Raw genomic sequence first — 24,848 nt, forward strand, 5'->3', positions numbered from 1 at the left:
TCTGCTCGCATGGCTCCCTAGCTTGCGCGTCATCCGTTTTCTGTTTCTGAGGGGGAGATAATCGGATGCCGCGCAACTTCCGTTTCGAGCACTTCAACGCACCCAAGACGTCGACTCCGGCCCGTGGGATGCGCCGCAGGGACAAGCAGGCCCTGTCCGCGCGGCATGCGGTGGAGCGCCGCTCCGACAAGGAGATCCACTACGGCCGGAACCATGCGGAGACGGAGGAGATGTTCCAGGTGCGCGCCATGAACGCACAGCTCGAGGCGCTGGCGGGGCTGTCGGCCAACGCACCGATGAAGCCCACCGCGACCAACCGGGGCCAGCCCATCGGCGCGCTGCCCGTGTCCGAGGAGCACGCGGTGCACTCGCGCGCGGCGCTGCGCGACGTGTTCGACGAGGCCCTACGCCAGTTCCGCGCCCTCCAGTCGGGCATCCAGGACGCCACCAAGGCCACGGGGCGGCTGCTGTCGCTGCCCATGGAAGCGGCCCGTCTGGCCGCGCAACGCATGCGGCTCGTGCAGGGCTAGCCCGGGGTAGGCCACACGTGGAGCTCACGCTCGTCTCCTACAACATCCATAGCGGCATCGGGACGGATGGTCACTTCGACCTGAACCGGGTGGGAGACGTGTTGCGTGAGATCAACGCGGACGTCATTGCCCTGCAGGAAGTGGGAGACTACCGGGGCGTGACGCCCCGCGAGGATCAGCCCGAGCACCTGGCGGACCTGCTCGGGCTGCACATGGCCTTCGGGCCCAACGTGGTGCGCAATGGCCGCCGCTATGGCAACGCCATCCTCTCCCGCCTGCCCATCCTCAAGTCGAAGAACTACGACCTGAGCGTGCCCCGCCGCGAGCCCCGGGGCGCCCTGCGGTGTGATCTGGACCTGGGCCAGGGCCGGCAGCTCCACGTCTTCTGCCTGCACCTGGGCCTGAGCATGAGCGAGCGCCGCCGCCAGGAGTCGTTGCTGCTGTCCGCGGACATCCTCCGCGATGTCGTGCGCAATGATCCGGTGGTGGTGTGTGGAGATTTCAACTATTGGGGCCCTGGCGCGGTGCCCGGGCTGGTGCGCCAGTCCATCCACGACGTGGCCCTGGAGCTGGGCAGCCGGGCGCGCACCTACCACTCCCGCCTTCCCATGCTGCGGTTGGATCGCATCTACGTGGACGCGGGCGTGAAGCCGCTGGCCCTCCAGTCCCACCGGACTCCACTCGCGGCGGTGGCCTCGGATCACCTGCCGCTGGTGATGCGCTTCCGGGCCCTCACGGACGCCCGTCCCCCCCTCTCGGCACCGGTGGAGCTGCATCGGCTAGCCTGCGGCCTCCGGGACGTTGGATGGCCGACGCTGACGAACGCCGGACAGATCGCTCCGTGACAGGGTTGTCGCGGAGAACGGGAGGATCCTACGTTGGGACCTCCGAATGAGAGCGACGGCTGGGGAGCAGATGGGCTTGGGCAGCGAACAAACAGAGCGCGGGTTGACCGTGCTCGTCGGGCGCTTGACGGATGGTTTCACCAAACTGGTGACGCAGCACCTCACGCTGGCCCGCGTGGAGTTGATCGAGGACGCGCGGGTCATGGGTTCGGACGTGGCGCGCATCGCCGCCTTCGTGCCCTTCGTGCTGGTGGGCTACTTTTTCTTGTGCGCGGCGCTGTCCGCCTTCCTGGCCCGGTGGATCGGCTGGGACGGCTCGCTCGCGCTGGTGGGGGCTGTCAACCTCGTGGGCGGAGGCCTGGGCATCGCGCGGGCCGCCACCCGGCTCAAGTCCTTCCGGCTCATGGACGATACCGCCGAGGAGCTCAACCGCAGTGTGACGGCGCTCGCCCAGACTCCGGTGCCGGTCCCGGCGGTCCAGTCCGCGACGCTTCCCCCGGAGGCCGGCCATGGCCGCTGACGGCAAGGCGCGCGCCGTACCGCGGACCTCCGAGGAGATCCGCGCGGAAATCGAGCGCACCCGCGCCGAGCTGGCCCTCTCCGTGGGCGAGCTGCGTCAGGAGGTGGCGCGGCGCACGGACTGGCGCCAGTGGGTGCACGAGCGGCCCCTCGCGTGCGTGGGGGCGGCTTTCTTCATCGGCTTCCTCATCGGCAATAGCCAAAGGCGCTGAGACGCCCCATCTTCGCAACCACCCTTCAACACCCCGAGAGGAGACGGTTTCCATGGACGTCAACCCGCAGCAGTTGCAGGACAAGGCCCGCCAGCTCCAGGAGAACCTCCTGCCGCAGCTCGACGAGGCGCGGCGCAGCCTGGAGGACATGAACACGCGCGCGGTGAGCTTCATCCGCGCCAACCCGGGCACCTGCCTGCTGGGCGCCGTGGCCGTGGGCTTCATCGTCGGGCGCCTCGCGTCGCGCCGCTGAGCCCGTCACCGTTTTCTCGAAGCATCGGAGTTCCTACATGACGACCTTCCAGAGCAACCCGGGCAACGGCGGCCCGTCTTCCAACGGCACGCAGGCGCAGGGCAATGAGGGGCAGGCGGGCTTCGGCCATAAGGTGGACCGGATCGGCTCGGACGCGCAGCAGCTGTGGGAAGACGCGCGCGGCGCGGTGACGGATCTGCAGGACACGTTGGACCTCAAGGGCCGCGTGGATCGCAACCCGTACCTGATGATGGCCGCGGCCCTCGGCGTGGGCTACGTGCTCGGCGGTGGTCTCTTCACCCGCACCACGGGACGGCTGTTGCGGCTGGGCGTGCGGCTGGCGGCGCTGCCCATGGTCAAGGACGAGCTCATCGGCATGGCCGAGGCGGCGCTGAGTGGCATCGAGGCGGGCGCCCGCATGGCCGGGACCGGCAACAACACCAGTGGTTCGGATCGCCCCCAGGGTTCCCAGGTGTGATTCACTGACTTCCCACCCGCCGCACATGGAGCGCCCCTGAATGTTCAGCGCCAAGGATCTGAAGAAGATGGACAAGGATGACGTGCTCGAGCTGATCGGCCTCGAGACCCGGAAGGGCCCCGCGGACTGGCTGTTGCCCGCGCTGGGAGCCTTCTCCGTGGGCATGTTGGTGGGCGCGGGCCTCGGCCTGCTGATGGCGCCCAAGCCCGGTTCCGAGCTGCGTGGGGATCTGCGCAACCGGCTGCAGGGCGGGGACTCGATGTCCAACGGCACGGGCCAGCAGCGCCCCGAGTCCGTGTCCCGCAGCGCCTGAGGTCCGTGGTCCGTGCTCCGCCCGTGACCCGGGCGGCCGTCGAGGGGTGATCCGCTCATACCGGGTCACCCCTTCGTCGTTTCAGGCAGTAGACTCCAGGCCATGCGGGAGCTCGCGGCGTGACGTCGAGGAAGGAACGCAAGCCGGCCGGTGGCAAGGGCCAGGCAGGGAAGGGAGATTCCGGGGCGGACCCGAAGCGGGACACCCCTGTCCGGGGACCTGGTGCGGTGGGGCGTGAGGTCTCGCCCCTGCGCCGGGACACGCCGAGGGAGGTGCCCGCCATTGATGGCGCCTGGGAGGAGGGCAGCCCGCTCCCCGCGCCCGTGCGGCCCCGGAGGCCGTCGGGGTCGCATGCGGCCATCCCGGAGACGCCGCGCGTGCCCGCATCGCGCCGGGACACGCTGCGTGACCTGCCCGCGGTGGGAGGCGGGGAGGCGAAGCCCGCGAGCGAGCCGGGACGGGCGGAGGCGTCGAGGGAGCCTCCCGGGCTCGTGGCGTCCGCGGAGACCGTGACGCAGGGAGCCCTGGCCCGGGTGCGTGGCCTGGAGACGCTGGAGACCGCCTATGACGCGTGGCTCGAGTTGCGGCGGGCGTACGGCGCCGCGCGGGCCCGCTTCCAGGAGGAGCGCGAGCGGCTGGAGCAGCAGGGCTCCTTCCTGGTGGGCGCGGTGCGGGCGGCGAGCCAGGAGCGGGCGGCCTCGGTGGAGCCGGTACCGGCCGCGGAGCCGGCGCTCACCTCGGTGGACGCGCCCATGCGGGACTTCCTGCGCCAGGCCGAGGAGAAGCTGGCGCGGGCGCGCGAGGTGCTCGCGAAGGACGAGGCCGGGAGCGAGGCGCGCTACCAGGCGGCCTTCGAGGAGATCCGCGCCACCGTGAAGGACCGGGTGCGGCGCTACCTGGCCGGGTCCCCTCCGCGCTTGCGGTTGCTGCTGCGCAAGGTGGGGGCCACGCGCGCCATCCTCCATGTGGAGCGGGTGGGCGGGGATGCTCCCGTGTTGTTGCTGTACCTCTTCGCCGGGCGCATCCCCTCGCGCCACGGGTTCCTCTTCGACGACTCCACCGAGGATGTGGCGCTCCCGCCCGCGCCGCTCTACCCCGAGGAGGGTGTGGCGCCGGGAGAGGTGCGCCCGGAGGCCCCGGCTCTGGTGGCTCGGGTGCGCGCGCCGGGCGAGGTGTTGCCCGTGAAGGGATTCCTGCCCGTCTTCGTGCCGAGGCCCGAGGGAGGCGAGGACTTCTTCCGCCTCTTGCAGCGCGGGCCGGTGATGGAAGTGGAGGTGGCCGAGGGCCCGGGCTTCCGCGGTGTCCTCACGCGAGAGGAATCCGAGCGCTTCGCGGGGCACCTGCTGCGCCTCAAGCTCGAGGGCAGGCTCGAGCTCGAGGTGGAGGCGGGGTAGGGAACCCGGGGCTACTCGATGGTGTGCACCAGGCCCAGGTCGGCGGTGCCCACCAGAATGGTGCTGCCGGCGAACAGGTTGTCGGACTGGGGGCCGCCGAGCTGCGCCGTCTGGAAGATGACGAGGTAGTTGCTGTCCTTCTGGGGGAAGGCGCTGCCCGGGATGGGGAGGCTCTCCCGCTGCCACTCGCCCGTCGACGTCACGAGCTGGAGGAAGTCCAGCGGCTCCTTGGGAATGTTGGTGTAGGTGGGCTGGCCCTTCTCGCCATTCGTGTCGACCGGGACGACGGTGACGAAGCCGAGCGTGCGCTCCTTGCCGCCATTCGCGGGCCGCGTCAGCGTGAGGCCCTGGTTGGCGATGTGCCGGACGTAGCCCCCGGCCGGGTGGAGCGCCGCGATGCGCTCCAGGGCCGGCGCGTCCTTCACCTGGCCCACGTGCGAGTTGCCATCGTGCACGGCGACGAAGTTGTAGGTGGCGCCGTTCTGGTACTTCACGCCGGTCTCGTCACCGAAGGCGCTCGTCGCGCTGTAGGTGCCCACGCCCTTGTTGTCGAGGGCGATCGGGCTGCCGTTCTGGACCTCGATGCGGACGGTGGCGTCGGCGACGGGCTCCGGGGTGCCCTGCTCCCCGTTGCGCGTGGCGAAGAAGACGAAGGCGGCCGTCTGGCCCGGAATGGTGAGCCGCTCCTCTTCGGGGACGCCACCGTCGGGCAGCGTGCCCGCGTCGCCTCCGGCCATGGCGTACAGCGAGACGTCCACGTCCGGCGTGGACAGGAGGGTACCCACCATCACCTTCTCGGCCAGGAGCTGGTCGAAGTTGCAGGCAAGGGGGGTAAGCAGGAGAGCGGTGGCGGCGGCGGAGAGCAGGATGCGTTTCATGTGCGTCTTTCCGGAAGGACGGCCCGGCGAGCGAGCATATCAGGGCCACGGGAGGGCTGGGGACGTGGGCCGAACGCGGTATGGTGCCTGCTCCCGTGCGAAGCCTTCCCATCTACTCGGCCGGTCTCCGCTTCCTGCAGCGGCTCGGCTATTCGCTCCTGCAGGCCACGCTCTTCGGCGCCATCCTGGGGCTGCTCGTCTACTACCGCGTCCCCCGTGCGCAGCTCTCCGAGGACGCCACGCCCATCGCGTTGTTGGCCCGGCCCTCGGCCTGGCTGCAATCCTGGGAGCGCGGCACCTATGACTGGCGCGTCCGCTCGCTGGGAGGCCGCTCCTCGCGCTCGGATCGCGTGGTGGTGGTGGCGCTCGATGACGAGACGCTCGCCGAGGCCCGCCAGGACGAGCACCCCGGCATCGCCTCCAACCCGTGGCCCCGGGAGATTCTCGGCGGCCTGTCCAACCGGCTCGTCGACGAGGGCGCGGAGCTGGTGCTGCTCGACTTCCCCTTCACCGAGCTGAGCCCGCGCGCCTGCCTCGCCGAGGGCACTCCCGGCGTGGAGGGGCTGGACGACGATCGGGCGTTCCGGAAGCTGTTGGATCGCCACCCGGAGAAGTCGCTGCTGGCCTTCTCGTGGTCCCTGGACCGGGGAATCCCCGCAGGCAGCCGGCTGTGGCCGTACCGTGTGAGGTTGGGCACGTACCCGGGCGAGGCCGAGGCCCGGGGCCGGGTGCAGTCGGTGCTGGCGGATCAGCGGCCGGCCTTCCTCATCCCCGCGGGCAACGCCTTGGAAGTGTGGGCGGGAGTGGCCAGCGAGCAGGAGGGCCAGCGGGTGGCGCTGGAGCAGGGCGTGCGCGAGCCGCCGAAGGTGCAGGAGCGCCGGGTCACGGACGACACGCACCGGGTGGGCCCGCTCGAGCTCTTCGTGTCATTGGCCGAGGTGCAGGTGGAGGGGTTGGACGTGGCGCAGCTCGAGGAGGTGCGTCAGTTGGAGCACCCGGTGGCGCCGCTGCTCGGCAAGGCGAGCCTGTACGGGTCGCGCACGGTGGTGCCCGAGCCGGACGGTGTGGTGCGGGCCGTGCCCCACCTGGTGAGCTACCGCTCGCGCGAGGGGGCCCGGCACGTGCTGCCCTCGATGCCGCTGATGGCGGCGATGCGCCTGGCGAACACGCGGCAGCTCCGTTACGCGGACGGCCGGCTGTACGTGGGGGACCGGTTCTCCATCCCCATGGACGAGTCCGGCTACAGCCTGGTGCGGTGGGACGCGGCGGAAGTGGGGCGAGGCTCGCGGGGCTCGGTGTCCCGGGCCATTCCCGCGTGGAACGTGCTGCGCAACCTCTTCGCGGTGCGCGAGGGCGTGCCGCCCCGGGCGGTGCATGACATCGAGGGCCGCCTCATCGTCTTCACCAACACCTCGCGCCAGGGGATGCACTACCAGCACACGCCGATTGGGGCGTACACGCCCGCGGGCGCCGTGCTCGCGCAGTCGCTGGTGAACCTGCTGCAGTCCGAGGGCATCACCCGCGCCACGCCGAGGTTGGATCTCTTCCTGACGCTGGGGATGGCCTTCATCGGCGCCTTCGTGGCGCTCACCTTCAACCGGGGCCTGCGCTCCTTCGGCGACGTGATGATGTACCTGAGCGCCATGACGGCGGTGGGCCTGCTGTACGCCGGGGCGGCCTGGTACGTCTTCGTCAACAAGCTGCTCTGGGTGGCGATGATGGGCCCGCTGTTGGCGATGGGCTTCACCTTCATCTTCACCATCGTCCAGGCCTCGCGCTCCGAGCGGCAGCTTCGCCACTTCGTCACGGACGTGCTCGGCCGCTACGTCAGCCCCGAGGTGGCGCGGCTCGTCACGCGCGATCTGCGCCTGCTGACGCGGCCCGAGCGCCGCGAGGTGACGGTCTTCTTCTGTGACCTGGTCGGCTTCTCGCGGCTGTCCAAGGAGCTGCCTCCCGAGCGGCTCATCCAGCTTCTCAACGACTACCTGACGGAAGTGACGGACGTGGTGCGAGGCACGCGCGGCCAGGTGGACAAGTACATCGGCGACGCGGTGATGGCCTTCTGGGGCGCGCCCGTGCGCACCGAGCGCCACGCGCACCATGCCTGCGAGGCCGCGCTGAAGGTGCGCGCGGTGCTGCTGGAGCGCCGAGCGTACTGGGACAAGACGTACGGCCACCACCTGCAGTGCCGCATCGGCATCGACAGCGGCGAGGTGCTGGTGGGCGGCATGGGGAGCGACTTCGAGTCCAAGTACTCCGTCATGGGCGAGTCGGTGAAGCTCTCGATGTTCCTGGAGAGCCTCAACCGGGGCTACGGCACCTTCGTGCTGGTGGGGGACGGCGCGGCGCGGCTGGCGCAGGACTCCTACGTCTTCCGCGAGGTGGACCGGGTGCGGCTCAAGGGCCGGGCCGAGCCCACGCGCCTGCACGAGCTGCTGGGCCGCAAGGGCGAGATCACCCCGCGGATGCAGGAGCAACTGGCGCTCTACGAGCAGGCGCTCACGGCGTACCACCAGCGGCGTTTCGACGAGGCGCTGGCGCTGTTCACGCAGGGCGCGGAGACGTTCGAGGATGCGGTGGCCGGGGTGTATGCCGAGCGCTGCCGCAAGTTCGCCTCGGCGGCGCCGCCGGAGGACTGGGACGGCGTATTCGCCCTCGAGGGCCAGTGAACGAAGATCCCCTCTCCCCTCGGGAGAGGGAAAGGGTGAGGGTGCCCGAGCCTGTTCTCCAACCCGTGGCCCGAAGTGGGGGCCGGGGGTTCAACCCGGGTACACCCGAAACCCTCACCCCGTCCCTCTCCCGGAGGGCGAGGGGAAATGGCCGCGGACTGGGGAAATGGCCGCGGACTGGGGAAATGGCCGCGGACTGGGGGTTAGTCGTCCGCCTCGTCCGGGTGGCCGAAGAGCTCGACGACGGGCTTGTCCTGGTCGATGTGCTCGGCCACCACGCGCTTCATCTTCTCCGGGGTCATGTGCGAGTAGTACACCTCGCCCTCCCAGCCCATGAGCTGGAAGTCCTCGGGGGAGAGCGGATCCCTCTTCCGTCCCGTCTCCTCGCGGATGACGACGTTGGGACCCATGTGGCAGAAGCCGTAGCAGCCCCCGCGGTACAGCTCGCAGCGCACCTGGAGCTTGCGTGCGGACAGCTCATCGCGGGCGGCCGCGGCCACGGAGTCGGAGCCGCCGGCCTTGCAGCTCGAGCCCTTGCACACGGAGAGGCGGTAGCGCTTCATCGCCATCCACCCTACGGCGTTTGCGCGTGGCCGGAAAGGGTCGCGCGGCCGCTGAGGGCCAGCCCCCTCGCACGCAAGGAGCCGGGTTGTAGGTAGGGGTTGAAACGACACCGGCCCGCCGTCCACCGCACGAAAGCGGGGAGGGCGGGCCGGAGGCCGGCGGGAGCCGGACGGTCCTACTTGAGGAACTTCGTCACGGGCACCGGGCCCTCGTTGGACACGACGGTGGTGCGGGTGCCCGGGGTGGCGTGGTCGCCGTGGGCGTGGCCCGCCGCGAGCTCGTGGCCGTGGTGCGCCTCGTGGCCCTCGCCCACGCGGGTGTGGGCCTCCTTGTGCACGTGGGCCGGCTGCTCCGAGCCCGGACGCTTGTTCCACGGATCGGAGGGGTGCGACACGGCGGGCCCCTTGAGCAGCTTGGGGATGTCGTAGACGAAGCCCTGCCGGTTGTACTCTGCCGGAGTGTGCGTGTACGTGTCCATACGGATGGCGTCCTTGGGGCACGCGTCCACGCACAGGCCGCACACGATGCAGCGCAGCTCATCGATGACGAACTGGGTGGGGAACTTCTCGATGACGCGAGACTCGCCCTCCGCCGCGTTCACCTCGTACTCCCCGGCCTCGATGTAGATGCACTGGGCCGGGCAGATGGTGGCGCACATGTAGCAAGCCACGCAGCGCGGCTTGCCGTCGTCGCGCGGCACCAGACGGTGCAGCCCGCGGTACCCGACAGGATAGGGAACCTTCTCCTCCGGGTACTGCACGGTGGTGACGAGGCTGGTGCCCTGGCGGTCCTCGAACGGGACGCCCACCTCCCGCGTCCCGAAGAGGTTGCGCAGGAAGTGCCGCGTGGTGATGGCCAGGCCCTTGATCAGCTCCGGCAGGTAGGAACGCTCGCGGATGTCTGTGCGGGGATCCTGAGTCGCCTTGTAAGCCATGGTGTCTTTCTCTCAGCCTAGTGCGAGGCCGCGGTGGCACCGGAGTGCGCACCGGAATGAGTGTCCGCGTGAGCGGCATGACCGTGGGCCGGCAGGCCGTGACCATGCGCGTCGTGGCCATGCCCGTGAGCGTCGTGGCCGTGTCCGTGGCCGCCGCCGGCGCCCGGCTCCTCCGACTTGAGCGCGGAGGACAGCGTCAGCGTCACCAGGAGGCCGATCTGCAGCAGGCCGAACACCGCCAGCGCCCGCAGGGACGGATCCCACAGCACCAGCGCGCCCGTGGCGAACACGTTGAAGAGGCCAATGGGCAGGAGGATCTTCCAGCCCAGCGTCTGGATCTGATCGTAGCGGAAGCGCGGGAACGTCCAGCGGATGGCGAGCTGCAGCCACACGAAGAACATCACCTTCGCCCAGAACACGGTGCCCAGCACGGTGCCGTACAGCCACCCGTACTCCCTCATCACCGCCAGGTTGGACAGCCACTCGCCACCGAAGGGCAGGTGGTAGCCACCGAAGAAGAGCACCACGATCAGGGCCGAGAGGACCACGATCTCCACGAACTCGGAGATCATGAAGAGGCCGAACTTCATGCCCGAGTACTCGACGAAGTAGCCGATGATCTCCGACTCACCCTCGGGCGTGTCGAAGGGGGCGCGCTTGGTCTCCGCGAAGGCCGCGGCGAAGAACAGGAAGAAGCCCAGCGGCTGCAGCAGGAAGCCCCACGCGGGCAGGCCGATGTCGAAGCCGCCGACCCGGGCCTCCCACAGGTAGCGGGCCTGGCCGACGGCGGCATTGCCCATGCCCAGCTCGTTGGTCACGTTGCCCACGAAGGCGGGCAGCTGCACCGTGGAGAAGGCCATCATCAGGCCCACCAGCGACAAGCCCAGGGCGACCTCGTAGGAGATCATCTGCGAGGCGGCGCGCACGCCACCGAGCAGGGCGAACTTGTTGTTGGAGGCCCAGCCGGCCAGCGACGTGCCGTACACCGCCAGCGAGGCGATGGCGAACACGTAGAGCAGGCCGAAGTCCGGGGTGGCCACCACCATCTCCACGGTGTGGCCGAACACGGACACCGTGGGGCCGGCGGGCACCACCGCGAACAGGGCGAACACCGGCGCGAAGGCCAGCATGGGCCCCAGGTTGTAGAGCAGCTTGTTGGCCGTGGCCGGGAGGAAGTCCTCCTTGAACAGCATCTTCATGCCGTCGGCCAGGAAGTGGGGGATGCCCACCAGGGAGCTGTTCTTGAGGAGGGGCAGGTTGATGCGCGCGCGGTTGGGGCCGATGCGGTTCTGCATCAGCGAGCTCCACTTGCGCTCGGCCACCGTGAGCAGGGACGCGATGCCCATCACGGTGGCGATCATCAGGAGGACCATGTTCGTCAGGCGGCTGGCCCCCGGGAAGAGGCCTTCCACGAGGCCGCCCACGACGTAGGTCAGGGCCATGATGCCCACGAAGTGGGCGAACATGACGCCGAACCAGAACAGCATGGTGAGTGTGCGCTTCATTGTCAGAGACCTCGGACCCTGGGAGCGCCGAACTCACGATACCCCGGCGGCCGGCCGTCGGCGGCGGTCGGCAGCGGGTTGATGCCCGGCTTCTCCCGGTCGGGAGGCGCGGACTTGTCCCAATCGAACTCGGTGAACCCGGCCACCTGCTTGCCCAGCTCGCGGAACACCTCGCGCGAGCTCGTCCAGGCGGCGGTGCCACCCATCTCGCGGGTGAGCTCGGCCGCCAGGGCCCAGTGCCCCACGGCGTCACCCTTGGAGGGGTAGGCCTTGCGGAAGCGCTGGATGAGGCCGTCCACCTGCACGAAGGAGCCGTCGAACTCCACGTGCGCGGAGGCCGGCAGCAGCACGGTGGCCTGCGCGGTGAGCGCCGACTCGTTCGTCGCCTGCGCCACGAAGACGTCCAGCTTCGCGGCTGCCGCGGCGAAGGTCTCCAGGTTGCCCGGCACCTCGGTGCCCACGGCGTAGAGCGCCTTCACCTTGCCGCCATCCATGGCCTTGGCCAGGTCCTCGAACGGCTTGAGCGCCAGCCCCAGGCCCTGGGCGATCAGCTCCAGGCCCTTGCGGTTGGGGTTGCGGTCCGCCGTGAGGAGGTAGTGGTCGGCCTGTCCCTGCGGACGGCCACCCACGTAGACCTCCTTCGCACCCAGCGTCGCCTTGGCGAAGGTGAGCGCGGCGAGCAGGTCCTCGTTGGAGGCCACGGGGGAGGCGAGCACCGCCACCTGGCCCTTCACGCCGGACAGCGCCTTGGCAGCGGCCTGGATGGCCTCCTTGCGCGCCACCTCCGGACGGGCGGTGGTGCCCTGCTGGCGGCCCACCACGGCGCTCAGCACGCGGCCGACGTTGAGGCCCTTGTAGGTCTCGCGGCCGTGGTCGCACATCCAGCTCTTGTTGACGGCCTCGTTCTCACGCGGGCGGTAGCGGTAGGTGTCCTGGCCCATGAAGTCCGCGTACGTGTTGCAGCCGCGCGAGCAGCCGGTGCACACGGACGGCGCGGCGGACAGGAACCACGAGCGGGCGCGGAAGCGGAAGTCGCGGCTGAGCAGCGCTCCCACCGGGCAGATGTCCACGGTGTTGAGCGAGTAGTTGCTGTTGAGCTCGCTGCCCGGGAAGGTGTCGATGACCTCGTGGCTGCCACGGCCGAAGATGCCGAGCTGCGGCTCCTTCGGAATCTCGTTCATGAAGCGCACGCAGCGGCTGCAGATGATGCAGCGCTCCTGGTCCAGCACCACGCGGGGCCCCAGGACCTTGCGCTTGTTCTTCATGACCTTGCCGCCCTCGAGCCGGGAGGGGCGGTAGTCGTAGCGCATGTAGTAGTCCTGCAGCTTGCACTCACCGGCCTGGTCGCAGATGGAGCAGTCGACCGGGTGGTTGAGGAGCAGGAACTCCATCACCGCGCGCTGCTGCTCCTTCACCTTGGGCGTGGTGGTCTTGATGACCTGGCCCTCGACGAGCGGAGTCTGGCAGCCGGGCACCAGCTTGGGGGCGTTGGAGGCCTCCACCATGCACATGCGGCAGTTGGCCGCGATGGACAGGCGCGGGTGGTAGCAGAAGTAGGGGATGTCCGAGCCGACCATCCGGGCCGCCTCGATCATGTTCGTCCCCGGCTTCACGACGACTTCCTTGCCGTCGATGGTGCAGGTGACGAAGCCCGGGTTCTTCGGCGGGGGCGGCCCGGCCGGCTTGGCGGCGGGCGGCGGAGGCGTCCCCGTGGGGGCGCTGTGCGCGGCCGGAGGCGTGTCCAGCTTCGCGCCCGCGGGCGGGTGCTTCGGCGTGGAGCCGGGCGCCTCGCGCGTCTCGGAGGGCGAGCCCTTGGGGGGCGTCTGCGAGTCTCCGGTGGGCTTCTTGTTGTCGTTGTCGCTCACTGCTCGACCTCGCCGCCGATCATGTTGATCGTGTCAAAGGTGGGAATGAGGTCCGCCAGCAGCTTGCCCTTGATGATGTGGGGCACGGCGGACAGGATGGGGTAGCCCGGCGCGCGCACGTGGACCTTGTACGGACGGCCGCTGCCGTCGCTCACCATGTACCAGCCCAGCTCGCCGTTGGCCGCCTCGGTGGCGTCGTAGACCTCGCCGGCGGGCACCTGGATGCCCTCCATCACCAGCTTGAAGTGGGAGATCACACCCTCGATGGTGCCGTACACCTCGGGCTTGGGCGGCAGCGCGATGCGCCAGTCGTCCAGGATGATGGGGCCGGCCGGAATCTGCTTGAGCGCCTGGCGGATGATGCGATCCGACTGCTTCATCTCCTCGATGCGCATCAGGTACCGGTCGTAGTTGTCGCCCTTCTCGCCCACCGGGACGTCGAACTCCATCCGGTCGTAGACCCAGTACGGCTTGGTCTTGCGGATGTCGTAGTCGATGCCGCAGGCGCGCAGGCAGGGGCCCGTCCACCCGTAGTCGATGGCCTCCTCGGCCGTGATGATGCCCGTGTCCTTGGTGCGGTCCACGAAGATGCGGTTGCGCGAGAGCAGCCCTTCGATCTCGTTGACGTGCTCCATGACCTTGTCGAGCGTCTTGAAGACCTTCTCGCTCCAGCCCTCGGGCAGGTCGCGGTTCATGCCGCCGATGCGCCCGAAGTTGGTGGTCAGGCGCGCGCCCGTCAGCTCGGCCACGCGGTCCATGATGAGCTCGCGCGCTTCCACGGCGAACAGGAACGGGGCGAAGCCACCGAGCTCCATGCCCGTGGCGCCCACGCACGTCAGGTGATCATGGATGCGGTGCAGCTCCGAGCCGATGACGCGGATGTACTGGGCGCGCTCGGGGATCTCCAGGCCGATGAGCTTTTCCACGGCGTTGAGGAAGCCGAAGTTGTTCATCATCGCGGACACGTAGTTCAACCGGTCCGTGTACGGCAGGCACTGGGTCCAGGTGACGTTCTCGCAGCTCTTCTGGAAGCCGCGGTGCAGGAAGCCGATCTCACAGTCGATCTCGGCGATGTTCTCGCCCTCGAGCTCGACCTTGAGGCGCACCGTGCCGTGCGTGGCGGGGTGCGAGGGGCCCATGTTCACGTACATCCGCTTGGTCTGGAGGTGGGCCTCCAGCTCCGCCTCGTGGGCGTAGGCGTCGGTGTCCGGGTTGGGCGCTTCGGGGTTGGGGGGTGACACGGGCTTGTGGGTGTCCGCCATGATGTCTGTCCTCGGGGGGCTGCCGGTGGGGGCGGGCGCTCAGGAAACGCCGCTGGTGCCGGGGCCTCGGAAGATGTCCTTGATGGGCCGCTCGGGGATGAGCGGCTGACGATCGCGCAGGGCGTAGTCCTTGCGGAGCGGGTGGCCCTGGAACTCCTCGTACAGCAACACGCGACGCAGGTCCGGGTGTCCCGAGAAGCGGATGCCGTAGAAATCCCAGACGAAACGCTCCCACCAGTCGGCGCCGCGGAACACGGGCGTGATGGAGGGGGAGCTCCGGGCGGTTCTCGCTCACGCGCACCTTGAAGCGCACGTGCTCGTGACGCGACAGCGAGTAGATGAAGTAGACGACCTCGAAGCGCGGATCATTCTCCGCGAGGTGCAGGCGGTCCACCGCGTCGATGGAAGTGAAGAGCTTGAAGTCCAGCTCGTTCTTCAGGAACGCGGCGACCTTGGGAAGGTGTTCCGCGTGGATGACGGCCCAGGCGCCGCCAGTGCGGTCGAGGTAGCGCTCCGCCACCGCCTCCGGAAACTGGGCGGTGACCCTGTCCAGTGCGAAAGTGCTCAAAGGGGGCCCCAATGCTGGCTATGGAATCCGGCGCGTTATAAGGATGCCCCCCGGTAGGCGTCAACGTAATCCCTCAGGCATCCTCACTACTTACGCGATTCAGAAGCCTGCGTTCGCCGGAACGGGACTTCCGGGCCGACCCCTCGGCGCCCTCCCGGGCGGTGAGTGGCCCGGGAATGAAGGTGGAAACGGGCTCGCGCTTGCCAGCCACGGGTGTGGGGGGCCTCTCCTCCCAGTGAAATCCCTCACCGGCCCGCTCCCGGGTCTCCCGGGAGACGAGCACCGGGGTGCGGTGCTGCTTGGTGAGGTGCTCGATGCGGCTGGCCAGGTTCACCGTGTCGCCAATGGCGGTGTACTCCAGGCGGTGGGTGGTGGAGCCGATGTTGCCGAGCACCACGCGGCCGGTGTGCAGGCCCACGCCCATGCGCAGGCCGGGCTCGCCCCGGGCGGCCCGCGCGGCGTTCAGGGTCTCCAGCTCGCGCACCATCTCCAGGGCACACTCCACGGCCCGCCGCGGGTGCTCCGGCTCGGGCAGGGGAGCGCCGAAGTACACCATGAGTGCGTCCCCGATGAACTTGTCGAGCGTGCCCCCGTGGCGGAACACCACCTCCACCATGTGCCCGTAATACTCGTTGAGGACGGCCACCACGGCCTCGGGGGACAGCCGCTCGCTGAGCGAGGTGAAGTCCCTCAGGTCCGCGAAGAGGATGGTCACCTCGCGCACCTCGGGGGTGGACACGGGCGAGGCCAGGTCCTGCAGGCGATCGGCCACCGCGGGGGAGAAGTAGCGGCCGAGCTGGGCGCGCTTGAGTTCCTCGCTCGTCACCGCGGAGATGAGCGCGCGGATGCGGTGGAAGAGGTAGCGCGCCGCCACCGCCGTCAGGGCCAGCACCACCACCGCCACCACGCGCGCCCCTACGCCGATGGAGGCCTCGGCCTGCAGGGCCACCTCGGCCAGGGCCGCCGCCGCCGTCACGGCGACGATGACCGGGCCGCGCAGCGACAGCGCCGACAGGACGATGATGCAGGCGTAGAGGCCCAGGGTGAAGCCCGCCACGCCTCCGGGTGAAGGGGAGACGGGCAGGGCGAGGTGCTGCAGCCAGTAGATGGCCGGCACGTCCACCACCGCGAGCGACAGCCCGGCCCAGCTCGCCCCCCGGGGCCAACGCAGCACGACGCCCACCGTCATCGCGGTGCACAGCCAGTAGGCGGAGAAGGGGGCGAGGTACACCTCCCAGTCCGCCAGCCCCTGCACCCGGGCCAGGTACACCGTGACGGCGAGGATGGCGGACACGCCGAGGAAGCGCAGCAGCGCCAGGCGCACGGTGTTGAGCCGGCGCTCCTCCTCGAGGGCCCTCCCCACCGGCTCCCGCAGGAAGTCGATGAGGGGAGGCCGTGTCTGCTGGGACTCGTCCACGCGGTCTCGGCGGTGATGGGGGGCGCGCGCATTCTCGCACGTACCTTGGAGGTCCGCACGATTGGCGAGCCCGCCTGCTCGCCACGCGTCCCAAGAAGTAACGGCGGCGTTATGGTGCCGCCATGTCCACGACTTCTCCCGAGAGTCTTCAGGAACGCTTCGCGCCCAACCTCGTCTGTTTCGGCTGTGGCCCCGCCAACCCCCAGGGCCTGCGCATCCGCAGCCGCGTGGAGGGCGAGCTCGTCGTCGCCGAATGGACCGCCGCCGAGCACCACCAGGCCTTCCCCGGCGTGGTGAACGGGGGGATCATCGGCGCGCTCCTGGATTGTCACTGCAACTGGACGGCGGCCCACGCGCTGATGAAGGCGCGCGGCCTGGACACCCCGCCGTGCACCGTCACCGCCGAGTACACCATCCAGCTCAAGCGCCCCACGCCCATCGGCCCGCTCCACCTGGAGGCGAAGCCCGTCTCCATCGAGGGAGACAAGGTCATCGTCGAGGGGACGCTCACCGCCGGGGGCAAGGTGTGCGCCACGTGCCGGGGCACCTTCGTCTCGGTGAAGCCGGGGCACCCCGCCTACCACCGCTGGTAGAAAGGCGAGGGCCCCGCCACCTCCGAGGAGGTTCGCGGGGCCCGGGGGCCGCGGCACCGGGTGGTGCGCGGTGCCTACTTGCTGAGGTTGTACTGGCCGGCGAGCAGATCGTGCGGCGCCGAACCCCGGTGACCGACGCGGTGCACCTGGTTGCCAATCTTGTCCTGCAGCAGCTTGAGACCGTCGAGCACCTGCTCGGGGCGCGGCGGGCAGCCGGGGATGTAGACGTCCACCGGGATGATGCGGTCGATGCCCTGAAGCACCGCGTAGTTGTCGTAGAAGCCACCGGACGAGGCGCACACGCCGAAGGCGACGACCCACTTGGGCTCGGCCATCTGCTCGTACACGCGCTTGAGGATGGGGGCCTGCTTCAGGTTGATGGTGCCGATCACCATCAGCATGTCCGCCTGGCGGGGCGAGAACCGGGGGAACTCGGCGCCGAAACGGGCGATGTCGTGGCGGGCGGCGGCCACGGACATGAACTCCATGCCGCAGCACGCGGTAGCGAACGGGTAGGTGAAGAGCGAGTACTTGCGCGCCCAACCCAGACCCTTGGACACCATCCGCTCGAAGAAGCCCATGGCCTCGTCGCGGCGAGTGGTCAGTACGGGTGCGATGTCAGATTCAGCCATGATTCCTCAGTGCCCTCAGTGCTCCCACTCCAGGGCGCCCTTCTTCCAGATGTAGATAAGGCCCACCACGAGGGTTGCCGCGAAAACGAGCATCTCCACGTAGCCGAACCAGCCGAGCGCCTGGAAGTTCACCGCCCAGGGGTACAGGAAGACCGCTTCGACGTCGAACACGATGAAGAGCAGGGCCACCACGTAGAACTTCACCGCGAAGCGCTGGCGCGCCGGACCGCTGCTCTCGGAGCCGGCCTCGAAGGGGGCGGACTTGATGGCGCTCGGACGCTTGGGGCCCAGGGCGGCGGCCAGTTGCACGATGATGAGCGACAGCACACCCGCGAGCAGCAGCACGATCGCCAGCGGCAGGTAGGGCGCCAGGGGGTTGGGGTCGAGCGTGGGGTTCATTCGGCGCGGACCCTAGGGACACCGGGCAGCCGTGTCAATGGAGAAACCCGGGGAGCCAACCCCCGGACATGACAGCGGAAAGCCGGGTGGGGAGCCTGGCCGCCCGCTCGCCGGTCCACGAGGCCGGGACGGGGGGTTTGACGCTCCGCGCACCGGCCGCCTAGGGTCGGGACCTGTCGCGTCTTCCGATCAGGATAATAGGAGAGAGCCCAGGCATGTGGGGTCGGCTCAGTTTGCGCTGGCAGGTGGCGTTCGCGGTGCTGGTTCCCAGCCTCGCCGTCGCCCTGTTCAGCGGTTTCTACTTTCCCAAGGAGCAGCAGAGGCTGGGGCTTCAGCGGCTCGAGGATCGCACGCGCGTCGTGGGGCTGCTCGCGTCGGATGAGATCTCCACCCTGTTGGACCAGGCCGGGGTGGTGCGCCCGGACTCCTCGGGCCCCCAGCCGGTGGCCTCGGGAGAGGGTGGACTGCGGGCGGTGCAGCAACTCGCGCACATCTTCGAGCGGGTGGAGCAGGTGGGCTCCGTGTCCTTCCAGGCGGTGCTCACGCCCGAGGGCAAGGTGCTGTCCGAGCGTGGCATCGTGCCCAAGGGGCTGAAGGGCGCGCCGAACGAGGGCGAGGCCTGCTCGGTGATGCGGCCGCAGGGCAACCCGGTGGCCTTCTGCGGGCTGTCCAGGGGCCACACCTACGTGGTGGGCATGGACGCCGCCGTGGTGAAGGCGGAGTCGGAGTCCACGCATCCGCCCCTCTTCGTGTACCTGGGCGCCATGGTGGTGGGCCTGTTCATCACCTTCTTCATCGGACGGGCCATCGCCGAGCCGGTGACGCGCATGACGCAGGCGGCGCGCGAGGTGTCCCAGGGAGACCTCTCGCTGAGCGAGATGGACGTGGCCTCCGCGGGCGAGGTGCGCATGATGGCGCACTCCTTCAACGAGATGCTCGGCACGCTGCGCGGCACGGTGTCGGAGCTGCTGGCGCGGCTGGAGCAGCTCTCGAGCGCCTCGCGCGGGCTGACGGGCGCGTCGGCGGACCAGGAGCACGTCATCAGCCAGCAGGCGGCGTACGCCCAGCAGATCGCCGCGACGTTCGAGGAGCTGAGCCGCACGGCGGAGCAGATTTCGAGCTCCACCGAGGTGGTGGAGTCCAGCGCGCGGCGCACGCACGAGGCGGTGGCCGAGGCGATGGCGGTGGTGGCGCAGGTGGTGGCGGGCATCAACGACATCCGCATGGAGTCCAAGGGCGTGGCGGACGCCATCGTGGGCCTCAACCAGGACCTGCAGCAGGTGTCGAAGATCGCCCAGGTCATCAACCAGGTGGCGGAGCGCTCGGACCTGCTGGCGCTGAACGCGGCGCTGGAAGGCACCAAGGCGGGCGAGGTGGGCCGGGGCTTCTCGCTGGTGGCGGCGGAGATGCGCAAGCTGGCGGAGAACGTGTCCGCGTCGGCGCGCGACATCGCCCGCATCGTCGAGAAGGTGCAGGACTCGGGCAACGAGGCGGCCACCAAGGCGCGCGTGGGCATGGCGACGAGCGACCGCGGCGTGGAGGTGGCGGAGCAGGCCTCGGCGGTGTTCCAGCGGATTGTCGAGCTGGCGCGCGGCACGAGCGAGGCGGCCCGGCAGATCACCATCGCCACGCGGCAGCAGCGTCAGTCGAGCGAGCAGGCCGTGCAGGGCGCGCGCAACGTGGCCGAGCTGGTGAAGCAGGGCGTGGACGCCACCGGCCGCACCACGCGGATTGCCCAGGATTTGCAGAACGTGGCGGACAGCCTCACGGTGCTCACCAGCAAGTTCAAGGTGGCGCGAGACCGCTGAACCCCCGCGGGCCCGCCCTCCAACATCCCCTCTCCCTCCGGGAGAGGGACGGGGTGAGGGTATCCGCACCCTGGGTTCTCCACTTGTAGTCGACTACAAGTGAAGAACAATTCATCCTACATATTGCCAAATCTTCACTTGTAGTCGACTACAAGTGAGTGCCATCAGGCCCGCACGAGCTGGATGCGCGTCTTCTTCGGCGGTGCACCGAAGGGGAAGTAGGTCAGCTTGGGCGTCGCGCTTCCCGGAGCGAGCTGGGGCTTCATGCCCCGGCGAGCCAGCTCCCGCGCGAAGGCCGTGGCGAACTGCACCACCTCCACCCAGGCCAGGTGGTAGCCCAGACAGAAGTGGGGGCCACCGCCGAACGCCGCGGTCTCGACGGCGGACGGCGGCACCTTCTTGCCCATCCAGCGCGTGACGTCGAAACGATCCGGCTCGGGGAAGAGCTTCGGGTCGAAGCCGTAGGCGCCGAGGGGGACGAGGACCGTCGTGCCCTTGGGGATGCGCTTGCCGTGCAGCTCCAGATCCTCCTTGGCCTGGCGCCCCGTCCACGACACGGGCGGGTACATGCGCAGCGTCTCGCGGAAGAGCGCCTCGGCGAACGGGTGGCGCTTGAGCTCCTCGGGCGAGCGGGGCAGGCCCGGTGCCGCCATCGCCTCCTCGCGCAGCGGCTCCCAGAGGCTCGGGCTTCTGGGCGAGCGTGATGCCCAGCCACGCCATCACCGACGCGGTCGTCTCGTGCCCCGCCAGGGCCAGCAGGCGCAGGTTCTGGATGAGGTCCGCCTCGGTGAGCTCGCGCCCTTCCTCGTCACGCGTCTTCAGCAGCGCCGCGAGCGTGCCCTCCATGTCCGGCTTGCCGCGCGCCTTGGCGATCAGCCGGGAGAAGCTCGCGTCGAGCCACTGCCGTCCCGTCCGGGCACGCCTCGCGGGCGAGTAGGGGAAGTCCCCCTTCAGGGGGAGCGCGCCCAGGATGAACTCGCGGTAGGCGTGGTTCCAGGCCTCCATCTCGCTGCCTTCGATGCCCATCACGCGGAAGATGATGTCGAGCGCGAGCCCCTGCGTCTGGGCGAGCAGGGAGAAGGGTTCCTCGGGAAAGCGGGCCACGTAGGACTCGATGACCTCGGCGGCGATGGCCGAGGCGCCGCTGGCCGTGAGGCCCCGGGGCGTGAAGGGCCCGCTCATGGCCGAGCGCAGGCTGCGGTGGGGCGTCCCATCCCGCGACAGCAGGGAGTCTCCGATGAAGTCCGGCGAGCCCTCGCGGATGAACTCGCTGCTGGTCACCTTGTTCTTGAGCAGCTCGAAGCCGGGCTCGCCCATACACACCAGCGAGTACATGCCGATGTTCTTCGTCCAGAACAGCGGGCCCACGCTGGCCTCCGCGTTCCGCAGGAAGGTGATGGCGTTGCCCAGGGTGTAGAGGGAGTGCCCCACGACGGGCAGGGCGCCAGGGAGCACGGGAATCCCCTCCCGAAGGGTCGCCTTCTCAGGCGAGCGGAAGGGCAGGTTCTTCAGGATTTGCATGGGCCAGTGAATACAAGCCGCACGGCCCCGGCACAACCCGATCACCCGGTGTATGGGATTGTCCGTACAGCGGCTACGCCTGCGCCGACGAGGCCCGGGCGCGCAGCTTCGCGAAGTTCTCCGGCGGCGTCGTGGAGTCACCGGGACGTCTGCCCGGCGTCACCTGCTCCCCGTGGAAGTCGCTGCCCCCGGTGGTCACCAGGGCGAACTCCTTCGCGAACTTCAGGTACTTCTCCTGCAGGCTCGGGTTGTGGTCCGTGTGCAACGCCTCCAGCCCGTCCAGACCCTCGCGCGCCAGTTGCAGGATGTCGTAGCGCTCCAGCTTCGAGCTGCCCGGGTGCGCCAGCGTGGCCGTGCCTCCCGCGCGGTGGATGAGCCGGATGGCGTCCCGGCCCTCCAGCTTGAACCGGTCCGTCCACGCCGGCTTGCCCGCCCCCAGGAACCGGTCGAACGCCTCCTTCACGTCCAGGCACCAGCCCCGCTCCACCAGCAGCCGCGCCAGGTGCGGCCTCCCCAACTGCGCGCTCCCGGCAATCGCCCGCACCTCCTCCATCCGCACCGGGAAGCCCAGCTTCCGCATCAGCTCCACCATCCGCTCCATCCGCTGCTCGCGCTCCACCCGCAGCCGCTCGGAGAAGCGGGCCAGCTCCGGGAAGTCCGGCCGCACGAAGTGCCCCAGGATGTGCACCTCCTTCTTCAGCACGAACGCCGACACCTCGATGCCCGGCACCAGCTCCACCCCGTGGGCCCGCGCCGCCTCCGCCGCCTCTCCCAGCCCCGCCACCGTGTCGTGGTCCGTCACCGCCAGCGCCGTCACCCCCGCGCTCGCCGCCAGGGATAGCAGCTCGGCGGGCGAGTGTTGGCCATCGCTCGCCGTGGTGTGGGAATGCAAGTCGATCACGGCTGACTCCAGGGGCTCGGGTTGTACGCTCCGCCTACCATCCCTAGGATGTGGGATACCTCTCGGATTCGCCAGCCCGTGTGTCCCCCAGAAGGGAGGAGGAGCGTCATGGCCAAGGACGACACCATCGAGAACCGCGTGTACCTCTTCGAGTCGCTGGCGAGCAGCTACATCTCCGCCGCCTCGGAGATGCTGTCCTCCGACGACGAGGCGGTGCGCGCCCGGGCGCGGCGGGCCCTGGCGGAGCTGGCCTATGTCTCGTGCGTGGTGTCGGACACCGGCCACCTGACGGCCGAGCAGGTACGCGAGCGCGTGCTGGGCACTCCCGAGCCGGAATTGCTGCCGCCGGATGTCGACCCGGACGACAAGGGCGCCAAGGGGAAGAAGCGCAAGTAAACCCGTGCTCCCCTCGGCGCGCGGGCGGTGATAGATCGCGCGCCATGGCAAAAACAGCGTCGAACAACCGAAAGAACCTGCGCGCCCACTACTCGGGAGCGCGCAAGGCGGATCCGCGTCCCATCACCGGCAAGGAGTCGCCCACCGAGCTGCTCGAGCACGCCTTCTCGGCCTACGTGGGCCGCCAGGAGCGCACCGCGTTCGAGCTGATGCGCCGCTCCATGGAGGTGGATGCCTCCATCTTCCTCACGCTCTCGGGCGCCATGACGCCGGCCGGCCTGCACCAGAGCTGCATCATCCCGCTCATCGAGAAGGGCGTCATCTCGGCGCTCACCACCACCGGCGCCAACCTCTACCACGACGCCCACCGCATCATCGGCCACGCCATCCGCGAGGTGAACCCCAACGCCGGGGATCTCCAGTACCGCCTGGCCCGCATCATCCGCATCTACGACCTGGGCTTCTGGGAGGAGGCCCTGCTGGACACCGACCGGCTCTTCTCCGCCCTCCTGCGCCGTCCCGAGTTCCAGCGCAAGATGACCACGCCCGAGTTCCACTACCTGCTCGGCAAGAACATCCAGGCCATCGAGAAGAAGCTCGGCGTGAAGCAGCCCTCGCTGCTGTCCACCTGCTACAAGTACGGCGTGCCCATCTTCGTGGGCGCCGTGCAGGACGGCTCCATCTTCCTCAACGCCGTCAAGCTCAAGCGCCTGATGGGCGATGAGTTCAAGTTCGAGATCGACATCAACGACGACGTCTACTGGATGGCGGCGATCCAGCACTACTGCCGCCACCACTTCTCCAACAAGATGGCCATCTGGATCCTCGGCGGCGGCGTGCCCAAGAACTACACGCTGCAGGGCGAGCCGTTGCTGGACCAGATTCTCAGCGTGCCCACCGACGGCTTCGACATCGACGTGCAGTTCTGCGTGGACCCGGTGGACAACGGCGCGCTCTCGAGCTGCCCGGCCGGTGAGGGCCACACCTGGGGCAAGGTGTCCATGGAGGCCGTGGAGGCGGGCTCCATGTACGTGCACACCGACGTCACGGCCGTCTTCCCGTGGCTCACCCACGCGCTGCTGAGCGACACGAAGATGAAGCGCAAGCCGCGCCGGCTGATGGACGTCATGCAGGAGGCGGTGACGTTCCTCGACAAGGACGTGCAGAAGCGCCGCAAGTCGCTGCTGAAGACGATCGACTGGAGCCCCGATGAGCCGAAGCCGGACCCGACGGAGCACCAGACCTACGTCCGCTGACACGGCGTCAGAAGAGGAGCCACGACCATGAGCCAACCCACTCCCGCCACCGGCGTCGTGATGAGCGTCGCGAGCGCGCCGGGCTTCCACTGCAAGCTGGAGCACGGCCCGTCCGCCACGAAGATCACCACCGAGGCCCCCAAGGACAACGGGGGCACGGGCATGTCCTTCTCGCCCACGGACCTCGTGGGCGCGGCGCTCGCCTCCTGCGCCCTCACCACCATGGCCCTGGCCGCCTCGCGCGAGGGGATTCCCTTCGGCGATGCGCGTGCCCGGGTGGAGAAGCGGATGACGCCTCCGCCGCGCCGCATCGGTGAGCTGGTGCTGGAGATCGACATGCCCGCGGGCCTCTCCGCCGCGCACCGCGCCCGGCTGGAGGAGGTGGCGCATGGCTGCCCCGTCACGCGCAGCCTTCACCCGGACGTGAAGATCCCCCTGACGTTCCGCTACCCGGACGAGGCCCGGTAGGCGGAGGACGGCCCGTTCCGCCGCCTGCTCTCCGAACGCCCGGGCATGGCACGCTGCGCCATGGCCCGGGCATGCCGACCCTCCGCAGGGGTGGGGGCCAGCACGAGGAGGGTGGCGTGAACGTGGCGCTGTTGAAGATCTACCTGAACGACCATCTGGCGGGCTCCATGGTGGGCGTGGAGCTGGCGCGCCGCGCGAAGTCGGAGAACGCGGGCAACGCCGTGGGCGAGTACCTGGACACCTTCCTCCGGGAGCTGCTGGAGGATCGCGCGACGCTCCAGGGTGTGATGTCGGCGCTGGGGCTCAAGCGCGATGTCATGAAGCAGGGCGCGGCCTGGGTGGGCGAGAAGCTGGGACGCCTGAAGCTCAACGGACAGTTGACGGGCTACTCGCCGCTGAGCCGCGTGGTGGAGCTGGAAGGGCTGTGCCTGGGCACCGAGGGGCGGCTGTCGATGTGGCGGACGCTGCGGCGGTTGTCTCGCAAGGACGAGCGCCTGGGCCGCTTCGATTTCACGACGCTCATCACCCGGGCGGAGCACCAGCGGCGCATCCTGGAGCGGCTGCGCCAGCAGTCCTCGGAGGAGGCCTTCTTCGAGCCGGGAGAGGGCTCGGTGCTGCGCCTGACTCCCTCTCAGCGGGGAGCGGAGTAGGGGGAGAGATCGGGCTTC

At 69.4% G+C, this 24,848-nt stretch carries 27 protein-coding genes and 2 pseudogenes; 16 read left to right on the top strand and 13 right to left on the bottom strand.

What is annotated here, in order from left to right; genetic code table 11:
- Positions 1-65: 65 nt before the first annotated feature.
- From ACN28I_RS46920 to ACN28I_RS46955, 8 genes are all read left to right on the top strand, one after another.
- On the top strand, positions 66-530 hold the full coding sequence (locus tag ACN28I_RS46920) for a hypothetical protein (RefSeq protein WP_420948363.1): 465 nt from the start codon (positions 66-68) through the stop codon (positions 528-530).
- 17 nt (positions 531-547) lie between these two features.
- The gene (locus tag ACN28I_RS46925; protein ID WP_420948364.1) at positions 548-1,375 is read left to right on the top strand and encodes an endonuclease/exonuclease/phosphatase family protein; all 828 of its coding nucleotides are present in this window, start codon (positions 548-550) and stop codon (positions 1,373-1,375) included.
- Between the two features lie 109 nt (positions 1,376-1,484).
- Positions 1,485-1,895 carry a phage holin family protein gene (locus ACN28I_RS46930; protein ID WP_420948857.1) on the top strand — a complete coding sequence of 137 codons (411 nt, stop codon included), beginning with the start codon at positions 1,485-1,487 and terminating at the stop codon, positions 1,893-1,895.
- On the top strand, positions 1,885-2,106 hold the full coding sequence (locus ACN28I_RS46935) for a DUF3618 domain-containing protein (RefSeq protein ID WP_420948365.1): 222 nt from the start codon (positions 1,885-1,887) through the stop codon (positions 2,104-2,106). Before ACN28I_RS46930 ends, ACN28I_RS46935 begins: the two co-directional genes overlap by 11 nt.
- 52 nt (positions 2,107-2,158) lie before the next feature.
- Positions 2,159-2,359 (top strand): hypothetical protein, encoded by a 201-nt coding sequence (locus tag ACN28I_RS46940; protein WP_420948366.1) that lies wholly within the window; start codon positions 2,159-2,161, stop codon positions 2,357-2,359.
- Positions 2,360-2,396: 37 nt separating this feature from the next.
- Complete coding sequence (locus ACN28I_RS46945; RefSeq protein WP_420948367.1) at positions 2,397-2,837, top strand: hypothetical protein; 441 nt, start codon at positions 2,397-2,399, stop codon at positions 2,835-2,837.
- A 40-nt stretch (positions 2,838-2,877) separates the two neighbouring features.
- Positions 2,878-3,150: a YtxH domain-containing protein gene (locus ACN28I_RS46950; protein WP_420948368.1), complete on the top strand. Its 273-nt coding sequence runs from the start codon at positions 2,878-2,880 to the stop codon at positions 3,148-3,150.
- Positions 3,151-3,269: 119 nt separating this feature from the next.
- A complete protein-coding gene (locus ACN28I_RS46955; RefSeq protein WP_420948369.1) occupies positions 3,270-4,544 on the top strand; it encodes a hypothetical protein in 1,275 nt (424 codons plus the stop codon).
- An 11-nt stretch (positions 4,545-4,555) separates the two neighbouring features.
- On the opposite strand, the gene ACN28I_RS46960 is transcribed toward ACN28I_RS46955, so the two are convergent.
- Positions 4,556-5,422 (bottom strand): hypothetical protein, encoded by an 867-nt coding sequence (locus ACN28I_RS46960; RefSeq protein WP_420948370.1) that lies wholly within the window; start codon positions 5,420-5,422, stop codon positions 4,556-4,558.
- Between the two features lie 95 nt (positions 5,423-5,517).
- Here ACN28I_RS46960 and ACN28I_RS46965 point away from each other — a divergent pair, with 95 nt between their 5' ends.
- On the top strand, positions 5,518-8,091 hold the full coding sequence (locus ACN28I_RS46965; protein ID WP_420948371.1) for a CHASE2 domain-containing protein: 2,574 nt from the start codon (positions 5,518-5,520) through the stop codon (positions 8,089-8,091).
- A gap of 203 nt (positions 8,092-8,294) precedes the next feature.
- Here ACN28I_RS46965 and ACN28I_RS46970 read toward each other — a convergent pair whose 3' ends face one another.
- The 7 genes and pseudogenes from ACN28I_RS46970 to ACN28I_RS47000 all read right to left on the bottom strand — a co-directional run bounded on the left by ACN28I_RS46970 (position 8,295) and on the right by ACN28I_RS47000 (position 16,206).
- Complete coding sequence (locus ACN28I_RS46970) at positions 8,295-8,654, bottom strand: (2Fe-2S) ferredoxin domain-containing protein (RefSeq protein WP_420948372.1); 360 nt, start codon at positions 8,652-8,654, stop codon at positions 8,295-8,297.
- 176 nt (positions 8,655-8,830) lie between these two features.
- A complete protein-coding gene (locus tag ACN28I_RS46975) occupies positions 8,831-9,589 on the bottom strand; it encodes a NuoI/complex I 23 kDa subunit family protein (protein ID WP_420948373.1) in 759 nt (252 codons plus the stop codon).
- Positions 9,590-9,606: 17 nt separating this feature from the next.
- Complete coding sequence (locus tag ACN28I_RS46980) at positions 9,607-11,094, bottom strand: complex I subunit 1/NuoH family protein (protein WP_420948374.1); 1,488 nt, start codon at positions 11,092-11,094, stop codon at positions 9,607-9,609.
- Positions 11,095-11,096: 2 nt separating this feature from the next.
- A complete protein-coding gene (locus ACN28I_RS46985; protein ID WP_420948375.1) occupies positions 11,097-12,959 on the bottom strand; it encodes a 2Fe-2S iron-sulfur cluster-binding protein in 1,863 nt (620 codons plus the stop codon).
- Positions 12,956-14,221 (bottom strand): NADH dehydrogenase (quinone) subunit D, encoded by a 1,266-nt coding sequence (gene nuoD, locus ACN28I_RS46990; RefSeq protein ID WP_420948376.1) that lies wholly within the window; start codon positions 14,219-14,221, stop codon positions 12,956-12,958. The genes ACN28I_RS46985 and nuoD overlap by 4 nt, the downstream gene beginning before the upstream one ends.
- A gap of 39 nt (positions 14,222-14,260) precedes the next feature.
- Positions 14,261-14,774: pseudogene (locus ACN28I_RS46995) on the bottom strand (NADH-quinone oxidoreductase subunit C).
- Between the two features lie 88 nt (positions 14,775-14,862).
- Positions 14,863-16,206, bottom strand: a complete 1,344-nt coding sequence (locus ACN28I_RS47000) for an adenylate/guanylate cyclase domain-containing protein (RefSeq protein ID WP_420948377.1) — start codon at positions 16,204-16,206, stop codon at positions 14,863-14,865.
- A 122-nt stretch (positions 16,207-16,328) separates the two neighbouring features.
- Here ACN28I_RS47000 and ACN28I_RS47005 point away from each other — a divergent pair, with 122 nt between their 5' ends.
- Positions 16,329-16,799: a PaaI family thioesterase gene (locus ACN28I_RS47005; protein ID WP_420948378.1), complete on the top strand. Its 471-nt coding sequence runs from the start codon at positions 16,329-16,331 to the stop codon at positions 16,797-16,799.
- Positions 16,800-16,873: 74 nt separating this feature from the next.
- Here the strand turns inward: ACN28I_RS47005 and ACN28I_RS47010 are convergent, their stop codons facing one another.
- On the bottom strand, positions 16,874-17,431 hold the full coding sequence (locus ACN28I_RS47010) for an NADH-quinone oxidoreductase subunit B (protein ID WP_420948379.1): 558 nt from the start codon (positions 17,429-17,431) through the stop codon (positions 16,874-16,876).
- Between the two features lie 15 nt (positions 17,432-17,446).
- A complete protein-coding gene (locus ACN28I_RS47015; protein ID WP_420948380.1) occupies positions 17,447-17,830 on the bottom strand; it encodes an NADH-quinone oxidoreductase subunit A in 384 nt (127 codons plus the stop codon).
- 215 nt (positions 17,831-18,045) lie between these two features.
- On the opposite strand from ACN28I_RS47015, the gene ACN28I_RS47020 reads away from it, so the two are divergent.
- Positions 18,046-19,638, top strand: a complete 1,593-nt coding sequence (locus ACN28I_RS47020; protein ID WP_420948381.1) for a methyl-accepting chemotaxis protein — start codon at positions 18,046-18,048, stop codon at positions 19,636-19,638.
- A gap of 164 nt (positions 19,639-19,802) precedes the next feature.
- On the opposite strand, the gene ACN28I_RS47025 is transcribed toward ACN28I_RS47020, so the two are convergent.
- Both ACN28I_RS47025 and ACN28I_RS47030 read right to left on the bottom strand, forming a co-directional pair.
- Positions 19,803-20,306: a cytochrome P450 gene (locus ACN28I_RS47025; protein WP_420948858.1), complete on the bottom strand. Its 504-nt coding sequence runs from the start codon at positions 20,304-20,306 to the stop codon at positions 19,803-19,805.
- A gap of 73 nt (positions 20,307-20,379) precedes the next feature.
- Positions 20,380-20,820: pseudogene (locus ACN28I_RS47030) on the bottom strand (hypothetical protein); the annotation flags it as partial.
- On the opposite strand from ACN28I_RS47030, the gene ACN28I_RS47035 reads away from it, so the two are divergent.
- The gene (locus tag ACN28I_RS47035; protein ID WP_420948922.1) at positions 20,753-21,055 is read left to right on the top strand and encodes a hypothetical protein; all 303 of its coding nucleotides are present in this window, start codon (positions 20,753-20,755) and stop codon (positions 21,053-21,055) included. The pseudogene ACN28I_RS47030 and the gene ACN28I_RS47035 sit on opposite strands and share 68 nt — an antisense overlap.
- Before the next feature lie 177 nt (positions 21,056-21,232).
- Here the strand turns inward: ACN28I_RS47035 and ACN28I_RS47040 are convergent, their stop codons facing one another.
- Positions 21,233-22,060 (bottom strand): PHP domain-containing protein, encoded by an 828-nt coding sequence (locus ACN28I_RS47040; RefSeq protein ID WP_420948382.1) that lies wholly within the window; start codon positions 22,058-22,060, stop codon positions 21,233-21,235.
- Positions 22,061-22,168: 108 nt separating this feature from the next.
- Here ACN28I_RS47040 and ACN28I_RS47045 point away from each other — a divergent pair, with 108 nt between their 5' ends.
- The 4 genes from ACN28I_RS47045 (at position 22,169) to ACN28I_RS47060 (ending at position 24,830) form a co-directional block, all read left to right on the top strand.
- Positions 22,169-22,456, top strand: coding sequence for a hypothetical protein (locus ACN28I_RS47045; RefSeq protein WP_420948383.1), 288 nt, complete (start codon positions 22,169-22,171; stop codon positions 22,454-22,456).
- Positions 22,457-22,500: 44 nt separating this feature from the next.
- Positions 22,501-23,712 carry a deoxyhypusine synthase family protein gene (locus ACN28I_RS47050; RefSeq protein WP_420948384.1) on the top strand — a complete coding sequence of 404 codons (1,212 nt, stop codon included), beginning with the start codon at positions 22,501-22,503 and terminating at the stop codon, positions 23,710-23,712.
- A gap of 27 nt (positions 23,713-23,739) precedes the next feature.
- A complete protein-coding gene (locus tag ACN28I_RS47055) occupies positions 23,740-24,180 on the top strand; it encodes an OsmC family protein (RefSeq protein ID WP_420948385.1) in 441 nt (146 codons plus the stop codon).
- 116 nt (positions 24,181-24,296) lie between these two features.
- Complete coding sequence (locus ACN28I_RS47060) at positions 24,297-24,830, top strand: hypothetical protein (protein WP_420948386.1); 534 nt, start codon at positions 24,297-24,299, stop codon at positions 24,828-24,830.
- Positions 24,831-24,848: the final 18 nt, after the last annotated feature.

It is taken from the genome of Archangium gephyra (assembly GCF_049060025.1).
Taxonomy (GTDB): Bacteria; Myxococcota; Myxococcia; order Myxococcales; family Myxococcaceae; genus Archangium; species Archangium gephyra_A.